General features: G+C 65.5%; 16 protein-coding genes. 14 read left to right on the top strand and 2 right to left on the bottom strand.

The window, feature by feature from the left end:
* Window positions 1–36: 36 nt before the first annotated feature.
* The 14 genes from QX070_RS18335 (at window position 37) to QX070_RS18270 (ending at window position 12,851) form a co-directional block, all read left to right on the top strand.
* Window positions 37–465: an acyl-CoA thioesterase gene (locus QX070_RS18335; protein ID WP_315738401.1), complete on the top strand. Its 429-nt coding sequence runs from the start codon at window positions 37–39 to the stop codon at window positions 463–465.
* Window positions 466–834: 369 nt separating this feature from the next.
* On the top strand, window positions 835–1,077 hold the full coding sequence (locus QX070_RS18330) for a hypothetical protein (RefSeq protein ID WP_315738400.1): 243 nt from the start codon (window positions 835–837) through the stop codon (window positions 1,075–1,077).
* A gap of 160 nt (window positions 1,078–1,237) precedes the next feature.
* Window positions 1,238–1,429 (top strand): hypothetical protein, encoded by a 192-nt coding sequence (locus QX070_RS18325; protein WP_315738399.1) that lies wholly within the window; start codon window positions 1,238–1,240, stop codon window positions 1,427–1,429.
* Window positions 1,430–1,587: 158 nt separating this feature from the next.
* Window positions 1,588–2,421, top strand: coding sequence for a DeoR/GlpR family DNA-binding transcription regulator (locus tag QX070_RS18320; protein WP_315738398.1), 834 nt, complete (start codon window positions 1,588–1,590; stop codon window positions 2,419–2,421).
* A 153-nt stretch (window positions 2,422–2,574) separates the two neighbouring features.
* Entirely contained in the window at window positions 2,575–4,128 is a 1,554-nt protein-coding gene (gene glpD / locus QX070_RS18315) for a glycerol-3-phosphate dehydrogenase (protein ID WP_315738397.1), read from the top strand.
* Complete coding sequence (locus QX070_RS18310) at window positions 4,125–5,207, top strand: ABC transporter ATP-binding protein (protein WP_315738396.1); 1,083 nt, start codon at window positions 4,125–4,127, stop codon at window positions 5,205–5,207. The genes glpD and QX070_RS18310 overlap by 4 nt, the downstream gene beginning before the upstream one ends.
* Window positions 5,208–5,219: 12 nt before the next feature.
* Window positions 5,220–6,302, top strand: coding sequence for an ABC transporter ATP-binding protein (locus QX070_RS18305; RefSeq protein ID WP_315738395.1), 1,083 nt, complete (start codon window positions 5,220–5,222; stop codon window positions 6,300–6,302).
* 3 nt (window positions 6,303–6,305) lie between these two features.
* Window positions 6,306–7,208, top strand: a complete 903-nt coding sequence (locus QX070_RS18300) for a sugar ABC transporter permease (protein ID WP_315738394.1) — start codon at window positions 6,306–6,308, stop codon at window positions 7,206–7,208.
* Window positions 7,208–8,011 carry a carbohydrate ABC transporter permease gene (locus QX070_RS18295; RefSeq protein ID WP_315738393.1) on the top strand — a complete coding sequence of 268 codons (804 nt, stop codon included), beginning with the start codon at window positions 7,208–7,210 and terminating at the stop codon, window positions 8,009–8,011. The genes QX070_RS18300 and QX070_RS18295 overlap by 1 nt, the downstream gene beginning before the upstream one ends.
* A 187-nt stretch (window positions 8,012–8,198) precedes the next feature.
* On the top strand, window positions 8,199–8,528 hold the full coding sequence (locus QX070_RS18290; protein WP_315738392.1) for a DUF2160 domain-containing protein: 330 nt from the start codon (window positions 8,199–8,201) through the stop codon (window positions 8,526–8,528).
* 119 nt (window positions 8,529–8,647) lie between these two features.
* Window positions 8,648–10,390 (top strand): ABC transporter substrate-binding protein, encoded by a 1,743-nt coding sequence (locus QX070_RS18285; protein WP_315738720.1) that lies wholly within the window; start codon window positions 8,648–8,650, stop codon window positions 10,388–10,390.
* 335 nt (window positions 10,391–10,725) lie between these two features.
* Window positions 10,726–11,502 carry a tonB-system energizer ExbB gene (gene exbB, locus QX070_RS18280; RefSeq protein ID WP_315738391.1) on the top strand — a complete coding sequence of 259 codons (777 nt, stop codon included), beginning with the start codon at window positions 10,726–10,728 and terminating at the stop codon, window positions 11,500–11,502.
* Window positions 11,503–11,505: 3 nt separating this feature from the next.
* Window positions 11,506–11,931: a TonB system transport protein ExbD gene (gene exbD / locus QX070_RS18275; RefSeq protein ID WP_315738390.1), complete on the top strand. Its 426-nt coding sequence runs from the start codon at window positions 11,506–11,508 to the stop codon at window positions 11,929–11,931.
* Window positions 11,928–12,851 carry a TonB family protein gene (locus tag QX070_RS18270; protein WP_315738389.1) on the top strand — a complete coding sequence of 308 codons (924 nt, stop codon included), beginning with the start codon at window positions 11,928–11,930 and terminating at the stop codon, window positions 12,849–12,851. The genes exbD and QX070_RS18270 overlap by 4 nt, the downstream gene beginning before the upstream one ends.
* A gap of 43 nt (window positions 12,852–12,894) precedes the next feature.
* Here QX070_RS18270 and QX070_RS18265 read toward each other — a convergent pair whose 3' ends face one another.
* Window positions 12,895–13,236, bottom strand: a complete 342-nt coding sequence (locus tag QX070_RS18265; protein ID WP_315717331.1) for a hypothetical protein — start codon at window positions 13,234–13,236, stop codon at window positions 12,895–12,897.
* A 48-nt stretch (window positions 13,237–13,284) separates the two neighbouring features.
* Window positions 13,285–14,127: a hypothetical protein gene (locus QX070_RS18260; RefSeq protein ID WP_315738388.1), complete on the bottom strand. Its 843-nt coding sequence runs from the start codon at window positions 14,125–14,127 to the stop codon at window positions 13,285–13,287.
* Between the last annotated feature and the right edge of the window lie 11 nt (window positions 14,128–14,138).

Raw genomic sequence — 14,138 nt, 5'->3', positions numbered from 1 at the left:
CCTCTTGAACGCTCCCGCAATTGGAGACCATCCGACGTGACCGAAGCGACCATCCATGCCGCGCTGTCCGCGCCGACCGAGCCCCGCGGCGATCTCTGCATCCGCACTCTGGCGATGCCGGCCGACACCAATGCCAATGGCGACATCTTCGGCGGCTGGCTGCTCAGCCAGATGGATGTCGGCGGCGGCGTGTACGCCGCCAAGGTCGCGAAGTCGCGCACGGTGACGGTCGCGATCGAGGCGATGAACTTCCGCAAGGCGGTCTATGTCGGCGATCTCGTTTCGGTCTATGCGCATCTCGTCCGCGTCGGCCGCACCTCGATGACGGTGCGTCTCGAAGCCTGGGTGCTGCGCCGGAAGGAGGAGCAGCCGATCCTCGTCACCGACGGCAACTTCACCTACGTCTCGATCGACGACGACGGCCGGCCGCAGCCGATCCGGCGCGACGGGGCGACCACGGCCTGATCGCAATCTTGGTCTCCCGCCAAAATAACATCAGTTAATGCCCGGCATATGCCACTTGCTCGGCATAGGAACCGTGATCCGGCGGTGCGCGTTCATTCGAGCACGCGTTTGCGGCGTCTGTGCCGATCAATCTCGCGCGATGTAGGTCTTGTCCACAGGGCAGGCGTGTTTACGATATTTGCAAGTTCTGGTTGCTTGGAGGTGCGATGCCGCGTCTCTGCCTCATTGCGCGCTTCGAGTGGCGCATCGGACGGGCATCGAGGTTGGTAGTCCGCTTCCGATCAACAAGGCCAAAAGGGCCAGCCGGAAAAAATTGCCGGCACAGGGAAATGGCGGGGCGCGGTGCGCGAACAGGGTGGGAGGAAGTCCATGTCGGACGTCGACGAGAAACTGATCTTGCAGGTCCTGAAGAAGCTGCAGCAGCGGCTTCTCCACGCCGAGCGCAGGATTTGCGTCTACGAGAATCAGCTCAGTGCGTTTCGTGAAGATCAAGTCGAGGTGTTGAAGGATCTGCGCACCATCTATCAGTTGCTCGGTCAGCATCACGACCGCATCGGCGGGGCCGATGCGTCGCTGCGCAGGCCGACGCTCGTCCCGAATGATCCACGCTGATTCGGCCGTGTCGTGACGGTGAAGGCGCGTGCAGCGCAGCCAACATAACATCCACACAATTTCCTGTTGGCATGCAGATCGGATAGCCGGCGGCTCCAGGACCGGAACGTTCGTCATAGAGCCCCGTTATACGCCCCGGAATGAACGACGGGATTTCGCAATGTCCGACACCTATATCATCGAGGTCAGCTCCCAGGCGGCGGGGATCGTCGTCCGCGATCGTGGCGGCTTCCGCTTCTTCGCGGCGTCCCATCGCTTCAATGCCCTCGAGGGCCAGGTGTTTCGCAATGCCCGCGAAGCCGAACGCGCCGCGCTTCGGCTCGTGACCGGCGAGCTGAGCGCAGCCGCCTGAGCGAGCTTGGCGCACGCGGCCGCCGGCGCACGTCAGCCGGACCGTGCCGCGCCGGACGTGCTCCGAGCCGGCGATTGCTGCGATGCGCCCAATGCTTCGCCGATTGACGCTTGACTCGATCAGCATCACCATGGTGCAGCTTGTCCTGAAAGCTTGCCATGGCCGTCCTTTCCCAACGCCAGACCGACATCCTCAACATCGCCCGCGCCTCCGGCCGCGTCATGGTGGAGGATCTCGCGCGCCGCTTCGAAGTCTCGGCCCAGACCATCCGCAAGGACCTCAATGATCTGTGCGAGCAGCGCGCGCTGACGCGCATCCATGGCGGCGCCATCATCGCCTCCGGCGTCGAGAATCTCGCCTACGAGGCGCGGCGCTTCGTCGCTGCCGACGAGAAGAAGGCGATCGGCGCGGTCGCCGCCGCGCGGATTCCGAACGGCTCCTCGCTCTTCATCAACATCGGCACCACGACGGAGGAGGTGGCGAGCGCGCTGTCGTCGCACCAGGACCTGCTCGTCATCACCAACAATCTCAACGTCGCGATGCTGCTCTATCCGCATCCGCGCATCGAGGTGATCGTGGCCGGCGGCACGGTGCGGCGCTCGGATGGCGGCGTGATCGGATCGACGGCGACGCAGCTGATCGGCCAGTTCAAGGTCGACTACGCGATCATCGGCGCATCCGCGATCGACGAGGAGGGCGCGCTGCTCGACTTCGACTATCGCGAGGTGCAGGTAGCCCAGGCCATCATCGCCAATGCCCGCAGCGTGATGCTGGTCGCCGATTCCACCAAGCTTCATCGCAGCGCGCCGGTGCGCATCGCCCATCTCAGCCAGATCCAGACCTTCGTCACCGACCGGCCGCTGCCGGACGGACTGGCCAGCCTCTGCCATAGCCGCGGCATCGAGGTGGTCTCGGCGATGCCCGCCGCCGACGCCGACGACGTCGCGGAGGCAACCGAAACGGCGGGGTCCGCCGTGCTCCGCCGCGCCTGACTTTCCGCCACTCTCGCAGGCTCCTTGATCCCGGTTTGGGCAGGTTTTGCCCAATCGCGGCCCAACATGCGAATTTCGATTTGCTTTCACTTTCGTTTGTGTTTAACTCGAAACCGAAAGTGAAATCGCCACAGTCAAGGCGATTGCCGGGGGATGCGTCTGTTGGAGCGGATCTACGACCTCGCCATTATCGGAGGCGGCGTGAACGGTTGCGGCATCGCGCGCGATGCGGCCGGACGCGGAAATTCCGTTTTCCTTTGTGAAATGAACGATCTGGCGAGCGGAACCTCGTCCTGGTCCACCAAGCTCGTGCATGGCGGCCTGCGCTATCTCGAATATTACGAGTTCCGGCTGGTCCGCGAGGCGCTGATCGAGCGCGAAATCCTGTGGCAGATCGCGCCCCACATCATCCGCCCGTTGCGTTTCGTGCTACCGCATCATTCGGGCCTGCGCCCGGCCTGGCTGCTGCGCCTCGGCCTGTTCCTTTATGATCATCTCGGCGGCCGCAAGCTGCTGCCGCCGACGCGGTCGGTGAACCTGCGCAGCGACGAGGTCGGCCGCCCCTTGATCCCCGGGCGCTACAGCAAGGGCTTCGAATATTCCGACTGCTTCGTCGACGATGCGCGTCTGGTCGTGCTGACCGCGCGCGATGCCGTCGATCGCGGCGCCGTCATCCGCACCCGCACGCGCGCGATCGAAATCCGGCAGGATGGCAGCCATTGGCTGGTCACCACCGAGAACACGCAGACCGGCGAGCGCGAGACCATCAAGGCGCGCGCGCTGGTCAATGCCGCCGGTCCCTGGGTCGAGCAGGTGCTGGCGACCGGCGCCGGCGTCAATGCGAAAGCGAAAGTGCGGCTGGTGCAGGGGTCGCACATCGTGGTGCGCAAGCTCTATGACCACGACCGCGCCTACATCTTCCAGAACGCCGACGGCCGCATCATCTTCGCCATTCCCTATCAGCAGGATTTCACGCTGATCGGCACCACCGATCGCGACTATCAGGGCGATCCGGCCAAGGTGAAGGCGACCGACGAGGAGATCGCCTATCTCTGCGCCGCGCTCGGGGAATATCTCGCCAAGCCGGTGACGCCGGCCGACGTGGTGTGGAGCTATTCCGGCGTGCGTCCGCTCTATGACGATGGCGCCAGCGAGGCCAAGGCGGCGACCCGCGACTACGTGTTCGAGCTCGATACGCCCGGCGGCTTGCCGCTGCTGTCGATCTATGGCGGCAAGATCACCACCTACCGGCGCCTGTCGGAAGAGGCGCTGGAGCGTCTCGCGCCCTATGTGAAAGGTGGCAAGGCGGAGGAGGGGTGGACCGGCAAGGCGCCGCTGCCCGGCGGCGACATGAAGGTTTCGGCCGTTGCGCCGTTGATTGCGGATCTCCGCAAGACCTATCCGTTCCTGTCGGATGCACATGCGAAGCGGATCGCCCATGCCTATGGCACGCGGGCTGCGGCCATGCTCGCCGGTGCGACATCTTTGGCCGATCTCGGCCAGGATTTCGGTGGCACCTTGACGGAGCGTGAAGTCAGGTACCTGATGACGAACGAGTGGGCGTTGACGGCCGAGGACATCGTGTGGCGTCGATCGAAGCTGGGGTTGCGGATGTCGGCGGCTGAGATCGCCGCGCTCGATGCGTGGATCACAGCCAATCGCGAGCGCTCCGCCGTGCCGGCGCGTGAGGCGGGAGGGCGCGCATGAGCGTCACGCTCGATCACGTCTCCCGAATCGTCGACGGCGTGACCACCATTCGCGACGTCTCGCTGACGTTGCAGCGCGGCACGCTGAGCGTGCTGCTCGGGCCGACGCTGTCCGGCAAGACCTCGATCATGCGGCTGCTCGCCGGCCTCGACCGGCCGACCACGGGGCGGGTGCTGGTCGACGGCAAGGACGTCACCGGCGCCGACGTGCGGCAGCGCTCGGTCGCGATGGTCTATCAGCAGTTCATCAACTATCCCTCGCTCTCGGTCTATGAGAACATCGCCTCGCCGCTGCGCGTGCAAGGCAAGTCGCGCCAGGAGATCGAGAAGCGCGTGGCGGAAGCCGCCCGGCTGCTGCGGCTCGAGCCCTATCTGAAGCGCACGCCGCTGCAGCTCTCCGGCGGCCAGCAGCAGCGCACGGCGATTGCGCGCGCACTGGTGAAGGGGGCGGACCTCGTGCTGCTGGACGAGCCGCTCGCCAATCTCGACTACAAGCTGCGCGAGGAACTGCGGACCGAGCTGCCGCGCATCTTCGAGGCCTCGGGCGCGATCTTCGTCTACGCCACCACCGAGCCGTCGGAGGCGCTGCTGCTCGGTGGCCGCACCATCTGCATGTGGGAAGGGCAGGCGCTACAGGCCGGCGATACCGCGGCCGTGTATCGCCGACCCGACACCTTACGTGTCGGCCAGGTATTCTCGGATCCGCCGATGAACACGGTCGAGATCCAGAAGCGCGGCGAGAGCGTGGAGTATGCCGGCGGGGTCAAGGCGCCGGCGGTCGGCCTCTATGCTGATCTGCCCGATGGCGCCTACCGCGTCGGCTTCCGCCCGCATCAACTCGGGCTTGGCAAAGGCGACGGCAGCCACGGCCGCCATGCCTTTCCTGCGACCGTCTCGGTCACCGAGATCACGGGATCGGAGAGCTTCGTGCATCTGACGCGCGACGGCATGAACTGGGTCTCCGTGCTGCACGGCGTCCATGAATACGAGCCCGGCGAGATCCTCGACGCGGTGCTCGATCCGTCCAATGTGTTCGTGTTCGACGCCGGCGACCGCCTGGTCGCCGCGCCGGCGATCTGAGGGAGATGCCGCATGGCCCGCATTGACCTCGTCGATCTCGCCCACGCCTACAACGGCAACAGCGGCGATATCGAGAGCTACGCGCTGAAGCCGGTGACGATGACCTGGCGCCAGGGCGGCGCCTATGCGCTGCTCGGCCCGTCCGGCTGCGGAAAGACCACGCTGCTCAACCTGATCTCCGGCATCCTGACGCCCTCGCACGGCAAGATCCTGTTCGACGGCAAGGACATCACCAAAGCCTCGACCCGCGAACGCAACATCGCGCAGGTGTTCCAGTTTCCGGTCATCTACGACACGATGACGGTGGGCGAAAATCTTGCGTTTCCTCTGAAGAACCGCGGCGTGCCAAGGGCCGAGATCGACAAGCGCGTTGCAGAGATCGCACGTCTGCTCGATCTCACGCCGGACCTCAACCGCAAGGCCACGCGCTTGACCGCCGACGCCAAGCAGAAGATCTCGCTCGGCCGCGGCCTGGTGCGCTCCGACGTCGCCGCCGTCTTGTTCGACGAGCCGCTGACCGTGATCGATCCCGAGCTGAAATGGCAGTTGCGCTCCAAGCTGAAGGCGCTGCATCGCGAGCTCGATCTGACGATGATCTACGTCACCCACGATCAGACCGAGGCGCTGACCTTCGCCGACACCGTCGTCGTGATGCATGACGGCCGCGTGGTGCAGAGCGGCACGCCCGCTGAGCTGTTCGACAAGCCGGCCCATACCTTCGTCGGCTACTTCATCGGCTCGCCCGGCATGAACATCCTCTCGGCCGAGGTGAATGGACGTGAAGCCCGCATCGACGGTCACACCCTGACGCTGGCGCGCAGCTACGACGCGCTGCCGGCCGGAGCCAAGATCGAGATCGGCGTCCGTCCGGAATTCGTCGATGTCGCTCAGCCCGGACCCGGCCTGCTCGATGCCAATATCGAGCGCGTCGACGATCTCGGCCGCATCCGCTTCGCGCGCGTTCGTGTCGGCGACGTCAAGTTCGCCGCGCGACTGCCGGCCGGCTTCTCGCCGCAGGGCTCGGCGATCGGGCTGAAGTTCAATCCAGCCTATGTCCATGTCTACGCCGACAGCCGTCTCGTCGAGGGAGCCTGAGTGATGGACAAGACCATCAACAACAAGGCCTGGTTCCTGGTGCTGCCGGTGTTCCTGCTGGTGGCGTTCTCCGCCATCCTGCCGCTGATGACGGTCGTGAACTATTCGATGCAGGACACGTTCGGCAACAACCAGTTCTTCTGGAACGGCGTCGGCTGGTTCAAGGAGCTGCTCGATCCCTCGACCGATCTCGGCGGCCGCTTCCTCGCCTCGCTCGGGCGCAACCTGATCTTCTCGCTCGCAATTCTGGCCATCGAGGTGCCGCTCGGCATCGTCGTGGCGCTGTCGATGCCGCGGGGCGGATGGACCGTGGCCTTCTGCCTCGTCGTGCTGGCGCTGCCGCTCTTGATTCCGTGGAACGTGGTCGGCACCATCTGGCAGATTTTCGGCCGGCCCGACATCGGCCTGCTTGGCTATGCGTTGACGAGCGTAGGCATCGACTACAATTACGTGTCCAACGATCTCGATGCCTGGGCCACCGTCATCGTGATGGACGTGTGGCACTGGACCAGCCTGGTGGCGCTGCTGTGCTATGCCGGCCTGAAGTCGATCCCCGACGCCTATTATCAGGCTGCGCAGATCGACGGCGCCTCGCGCTGGGCGGTGTTTACCGCAATCCAGCTGCCAAAGATGCATCGCGTGCTGCTGATCGCCGTGCTGCTGCGCTTCATGGACAGCTTCATGATCTACACCGAGCCGTTCGTCGTCACCGGCGGCGGACCGGGCAATTCGACGACCTTCATCTCGATCGAGCTCGTCAAGATCGCGCTCGGCCAGTTCGACCTCGGCAAGGCGGCGGCGCTATCGCTGGTCTACAATCTGATCATCCTCATCGTGTGCTGGGTGTTCTACACCATCATGACCAATGCCGGCGCCGAGCGCCGGCCGGTGAAGGGGGGCGCGTGATGAACACCCCGGGCCGTCGCATCATCATCTCGCTGTTCCTGGTCTTCCTGCTGTTGCCGATCTACTGGCTCGTCAACATGAGCTTCAAGACCAACAACGAGATCGTCACAACGATGACGCTCTGGCCGCATCAGCCGACGCTGGCCAACTACATGCGCATCTTCACCGACGAGAGCTGGTATTCCGGCTACATCAACTCGCTGAAATACGTGATCATCAACACGGTGATCTCGATCCTCGTGGCGCTGCCGGCGGCCTATGCGTTCTCGCGCTACCGCTTCCTCGGCGACAAGCACCTGTTCTTCTGGCTGCTGTCGAACCGCATGGCGCCGGCCGCGGTCTACGCGCTGCCGTTCTTCAATCTGTACTCGGCGATCGGCCTGTTCGATACGCCGTGGGCGGTCGCGCTGGCGCATTGCATCTTCAACATCCCGCTCGCGGTCTGGATCCTCGAGGGCTTCGTGTCCTCCGTCCCGCGCGAGATCGACGAGACGGCGTTCCTCGACGGCTATTCGTTCCCGCGCTTCTTCGTGAAGATCCTGGTGCCGCTGATCGCCAGCGGCATCGGCGTCGCCGCCTTCTTCTGCTTCATGTTCTCCTGGGTCGAGCTGCTGCTCGCGCGCACGCTGACCTCGGTCTATGCCAAGCCGATCTCGGCGGTGATGACCCGGACCGTGTCGGCGTCCGGCATGGATTGGGGCCTGCTCGCGGCTGCCGGCGTGCTGACCATCATCCCGGGCGCGCTCGTCATCTGGTTCGTCCGCAACTACATCGCGCGCGGCTTCGCGCTGGGGCGAGTGTGATGATGCAGACGATCCGCGACGGCCTCCGTTCCGCCTCCCCCGCTTGCGGGGGAGGTCGCATCGCATCGTCAGATGCGATGCGGGTAGGGGCATCTCTCCTCTTGGGCAGTCGGACTCGCGGCGCCCCCACCCCAACCCTCCCCCGCAAGCGGGGGAGGGGGTCCATTATCGCCTGGAGCTGATAGCCATGGACAGCATCGCATGGATGGCCTGGACTGCGCCGACGGCGATCTTCTTCGCCGCGCTGGCCTGCACCCTTGGCGTCATGACGCTACTCGCCGCGCGCTATCCCGAGGCCGAGCGCGTCGGCGTGCTGCGCATTCCGACCACACGCGGCGACCGCCTGTTCATCTCGCTGATCTCGGCCGCCGTCATTCACCTCGTCTGGATCGGGCTTGTCGGCACCGACACGATCGCGACCCTGCCGGTCGGCGAGGACAGTTTTGAGGTTTCGAGCCTGTGGCTCGCGACCGCAATTTCGCTTGCATCCGCCGTTGCGATCTTTCGCACCGTCTGAGGCAGGCGAGGAAGGGCAGATCCGGGGGCAACCCGGACCTGGATACGTCGCTCAAGGAGGAAAGCATGCGACACTTGAAACCTAGGAAGCATCACCTGACCAAGGCAAGCTATCTCGCGATGACCAGCGCTGCCGCGCTGTTCGCCGCGACCATGACGCTGTCCGTGCCGGCGCTTGCCGACGACGCCACGATCCAGAAGTGGATCGACAGCGAATTCCAGCCCTCGACGCTCTCGAAAGAAGAGCAGCTGAAGGAGCTGCAGTGGCTGGCCAAGGCCGCCGAGCCCTTCAAGGGCATGGAGATCAACGTCGTCTCCGAGACCATCACCACGCATGAGTACGAAGCCAAAACACTCGCCAAGGCGTTCAGCGAGATCACCGGCATCAAGCTCAAGCACGACATCATCCAGGAAGGTGACGTCGTCGAGAAGCTGCAGACCCAGATGCAGTCCGGCAAGAACGTCTATGACGGCTGGATCAACGACTCCGACCTGATCGGCACCCACTTCCGCTACGGCCAGACCATCGCGCTGTCGGACTACATGAAGGGCGAGGGCAAGGACGTCACCGACCCCTATCTCGACGTCAACGACTTCATCGGCAAGTCGTTCACGACCGCTCCGGACGGCAAGCTCTATCAGCTGCCCGACCAGCAGTTCGCGAACCTGTATTGGTTCCGCTACGACTGGTTCACCAATCCGGACTACAAGGCCAAGTTCAAGGCCAAGTATGGCTACGACCTCGGCGTGCCCGTGAACTGGTCGGCCTATGAGGACATCGCCGAGTTCTTCACCAACGACATCAAGGAGATCAACGGCGTCAAGGTCTATGGCCACATGGACTATGGCAAGAAGGATCCCTCGCTCGGCTGGCGCTTCACCGACGCCTGGCTGTCGATGGCCGGCAACGGCGACAAGGGCATCCCGAACGGCCTGCCGGTCGACGAATGGGGCATCCGCATGGAAGGCTGCCGTCCGGTCGGCTCCTCGGTCGAGCGCGGTGGCGACACCAACGGCCCGGCGGCGGTCTACTCGATCACCAAATATCTCGACTGGATGAAGAAGTACGCGCCGCCGCAGGCGCAGGGCATGACCTTCTCCGAGGCTGGCCCGGTGCCCGCGCAGGGCAACGTCGCCCAGCAGATCTTCTGGTACACCGCCTTCACCGCCGACATGGTGAAGCCGGGTCTGCCGGTCGTGAACGCTGACGGCACGCCGAAGTGGCGCATGGCTCCGTCGCCGCACGGCGCCTACTGGAAGGAAGGCATGAAGCTCGGCTATCAGGACGCGGGCTCGCTCACGCTGCTGAAGTCGACCCCGCCGGATCGCCGCAAGGCCGCCTGGCTGTACCTGCAGTTCATCGTCTCCAAGACGGTCAGCTTGAAGAAGAGCCATGTCGGTCTCACCTTCATCCGTGAATCCGACATCTGGGACAAGTCGTTCACCGAGCGTGCGCCGAAGCTCGGCGGCCTCGTCGAGTTCTACCGCTCGCCCGCGCGCGTGCAGTGGACCCCGACCGGCAACAACGTGCCCGACTATCCGAAGCTGGCGCAACTGTGGTGGCAGAACATCGGCGATGCGTCGTCCGGTGCGAAGACGCCGCAGGCCGCGATGGATGCGCTCGCAGCCGCCCAGGACTCCGTCCTCGAGCGTCTCGAGAAGTCCAAGGTCCAGGGCGAATGCGGTCCGAAGCTGAACAAGAAGGAATCGGCCGAGTTCTGGTTCAACAAGTCGGCCAAGGACGGCAACATCGCTCCGCAGCGCAAGCTCGCGAACGAGAAGCCGAAGGGCGAGACGATCGACTACGACACCCTGATCAAGTCGTGGCCGGCGACCCCGCCGAAGCGCGCAGAGGCGAAGTGAGCCCACGCTCTGAAGGCGTCGTCCGGCTCGACCGGGCAATCCCATCACGAAGGCCGGGAGCAATCCCGGCCTTTTCTTTTGGCCCAGAGGTGAGGGGCTTCCCGTTCCATTCGGGAATTATTCCCGTGTCGCCTGGGACAACTTCCACGCAGCAAGTGCCTTGAAGCCGGTGGGAACAGGCGGCACTCTTTGACGATCGGGATTGTCGCGATCTTCGCCGTGACTTTGCCCCAACGACACGAAACAACAAGGCTCCGACACGATCCGGCATGGCCCCATGCGATCCACGCCGGGATCGTGATCACCAACCACGGGGCCACCGAGGGAGTACGGCCATGGATCAGGCGCACATCGCCAATATCGCGAGCACGCTGCCGGAGGCGTTGTCGCCCTGGACCATGTTCATGCAGGCCGACATCGTCGTGAAGGCGGTGATGATCGGGCTGGCGCTGGCTTCAGTCGTAACCTGGACCGTTCTGGTGGTGAAGACGATCCAACTCCGCGCGGCACTGCGCACCTCGCGCAGCGCGCTCGGCATCGCGATGGCCGCGCGCGCGCTGTCGGATGCGACGGGGCGCATTTCCGCCGACGACGGTGTGGTCGGCCGGCTGCTGGCCGTCGCCGATGACGAAATCGACAAGTCGCGTGGCCTCCCCGCCGATGGCATCAAGGAGCGTGTCTCCTGGCAGTTCGAGCGGATCGAGGCGGCGGCGGTGGCGCGCATCGGCCGCGGCATCGGCATTCTCGCCACGGTCGGCGCGGTCGGGCCGTTCGTCGGCCTGTTCGGCACGGTCTGGGGCATCATGAACAGCTTCATCGGCATCTCGCATGCACATACGACCAACCTCGCGGTGGTGGCGCCGGGCATTGCGGAAGCGCTGCTCGCAACCGCCTTCGGCCTCGCCGCCGCGATTCCCGCGGTCGTGATCTACAACCTGTTCGCGCGCGCCACCGGCGGCTATCGCGCCGTCATCGCCGATGCGTCGGTGGCGGTGATGCGCCTGCTCAGCCGCGATCTCGATCGTCAGCACGCCGGGCCCGCCGAAACGCGGCGCAGCGTCATCCGCGCCGTCGAGGCGCCGATGCTGTCGATCGCCAATCCGGCGGAGTGAGTCATGGCCGTCAAGCTTGCCCGGCGCCCCGACGAGTTCGAGGAGACGCACGACATCAACGTGACGCCGTTCATCGACGTCATGCTGGTGCTCCTGATCATCTTCATGGTCGCCGCGCCGCTCGCCACGGTCGACGTCCCGGTCAACCTGCCGGCGATCTCGGCCGAGCCGCAGCCGCGCGCGGAGACGCCGGTCTTCGTCACCTTCAAGGCCGACCGCTCGCTCGCCGTTGGCGACCAGAGCGTGGCGCAGGCCGACATCGCCGCCTCGCTCGATGCCGCCACCAAGTCCGATCACGAGCAGCGCGTGCTGCTGCGCGCCGATCAGACGCTGCCCTATGGCGAGGTGATGGCGCTGATGAACACGTTGCGCCGTGCCGGCTACACCAAGGTGGCGCTCGTCGCCCTGGAAGACCGGGGCGCGCAGTGAGCGTCCTGACGCTCGATCCGTTCGAATACGAGCAGCGCCGGGAGCGGACGCTGTGGACCATCGCCGCGCTGGTGGTGGGCGGGCTGCATGTCGGGCTCGCCGTCGGCTATCTGCTGCTGCGTCCCGCGCCGCAGGGGCGTGCCCAGGCGCCGGCCTTCGACGTCGTGTTCACCCCGGCGGTGGTGAGCGAGCCGGCGCCGACGGCGCAGGATGCACCGGCGTCCGAGCCGCCGCCGGTGGAGCCGCCGAAGGACGAGCCGGTGAAGGACGACCCGGTCGCGCGCGAGGCCGTCGCTGAGCCTGTCCCGCCGGCTTCCTCCGAGCCGGAGCCGGTGCCGGATGTCATTCCCTCGCCGGAGCCCGCGCCACAGGTCGCGCTCGCGCCCGAGCCGCCGCGTGCAGACGATGTCGTTTTGCCGCCGCCGCCACCACCGAAACCGATCGAGGCGATACCGCCGGAGCCGAAGCCCGTTCCCGTGCCCGAGCGTGTCGAGCGCAAGCCAGTGGAGAAGAAGGAGACGAAGGAGAGGGCCGAGAGGAAGCCCGCACCGCCGAAGCCGGCTGCGGCGCCGGCGGCCCGGCCTTCACGTGTCGCGTCGGCGCCCAATCCCGGCGAGGACAGCGTCGGGGCGCGCGAGGGCCAGGCCAGTTGGAACGCCGAGGTGGTGGCGCAGATCCGCCGCGCCGCAGCCTATCCCTCCGACGGCAATGGCGCGAGCGGCACCGTCATGCTGAACGTCGTGATCGATCGCAACGGACGGCTGCTGTCGCGACGGCTCGCTGGAAGCTCGGGCTCGCCGGCGCTGGACCGCGCGGCGATGGGCATCATCGAACGCGCCGCGCCGTTCCCGCGCTTTCCGCCGGCGATGGCTCAGGCGCAGGTCTCGCGCACGGTCCCCCTCCATCTGAGGCCGCGCTGAACGCGGCGCCATCCAGGGCGATATCGGTGCCGCCGCGTGCCGCTTATTTGCTGCACTCGGTCAGATCCGTATCGCGCACGACGAACTGCGCGCCTTCCTTGAGTTCGATGTTCTTGGCGACGCAGGTGCGGCCGCCCTTTTCGGACAGCTTGATGTCGTAGCGGCCGGACTTCACGCCGACCAGCGTCATGCGCTCATTGTGGTCGACCTCGCCCTCGTCGTCGTTCTTGCACTGGTCGGCGCCCCAGGTTTTGGTGCCGGCGGCCGCCAGGTACATTTTCACGATGGTCTGGCCGGTGCGGTTGAGGAAGCGCGGGCCGTCCTCGGCGGACGCGGCGGAGCCGGCAAGCATGAGAAGCGCGCAGGCAGTGACGAGGCGACGCATGACGAGTGTCCTTTTCTTATGATTGGTCATGGGATGAAGGCGCGCGGATCAGAAATCCTTGCCGATGCTGGTCTTGACGGCAAGGCCGCGCGAGGCGTTGGTCAGGCCGTAGCCGACGCCGAAGCTGAGCTCGAAGCCCTTGAAGCGGGTGTCGGCGACTGCGTAGAGCGTCTGCATCTGCTGATTCCAGGGCAGGACGTAGCCGAACGGCCCGAGATTGGAGAAATGCTCGATGCCGACCGTCCAGCGGTCGCTGAGGCGCTTGACGAAGCGCACGGATGGCTCGAAGGCCGAGCCGGCGCCGTCGATGCCGAACGTCATGTTGGCGTTGAAGATCAGCTGATAGTCGTTGGGCAGGTTGACGCCGATGATCGGCGTGAACATCTGCGCGACGCGCGGCGTGGCCTCCTGCACGAAGCGCGGCGCGCCGGGCTGGCCGGCTCCGGCCTTGTTGGCGACCCACAGGTCCGGCGTCAGGCCGCCCTGCGGCGCCAGGATGGTGCGTGACACCAGGCCGAGGAAGACGGTGCGCTCAAGCCGGTCGCCCTGGATGAAGGTCTGGCGAATGGTGACGCCGCCGGACTGAAATGAATAGCCGGGCACGCCATTGTCCATCACATTGCCCAGCGCCATCGGCACATTGGTGCGGGCAAAGGCGTAAGGCGAGGTCAACGCGATCTCGTACCATTCGGTCGGCGAGTAGCCGATCTCGGTCTCGCCGGTGACCGCACGCTGCGGCACGCGGCGTCCGCCGTTCTGTTGCGGATTGAAGGTTGTCAGATAGCCGAAGCGCTGTTCGACCTGGAAATGCCCGGGCGAGGCGGGGTCATTGCCCTGGATCTCCTCGGCCGCTGCACCGAACGGCGCGAGAACGAGAGCACCGGCAGCCATGTACAATCGCG

Source organism: Bradyrhizobium sp. SZCCHNR1093, assembly GCF_032381175.1.
GTDB lineage: Bacteria > Pseudomonadota > Alphaproteobacteria > Rhizobiales > Xanthobacteraceae > Bradyrhizobium.
The sequence above is the reverse complement of the archived record's forward strand: the minus strand, read 5'-3'. Positions and strand labels throughout refer to the sequence as shown.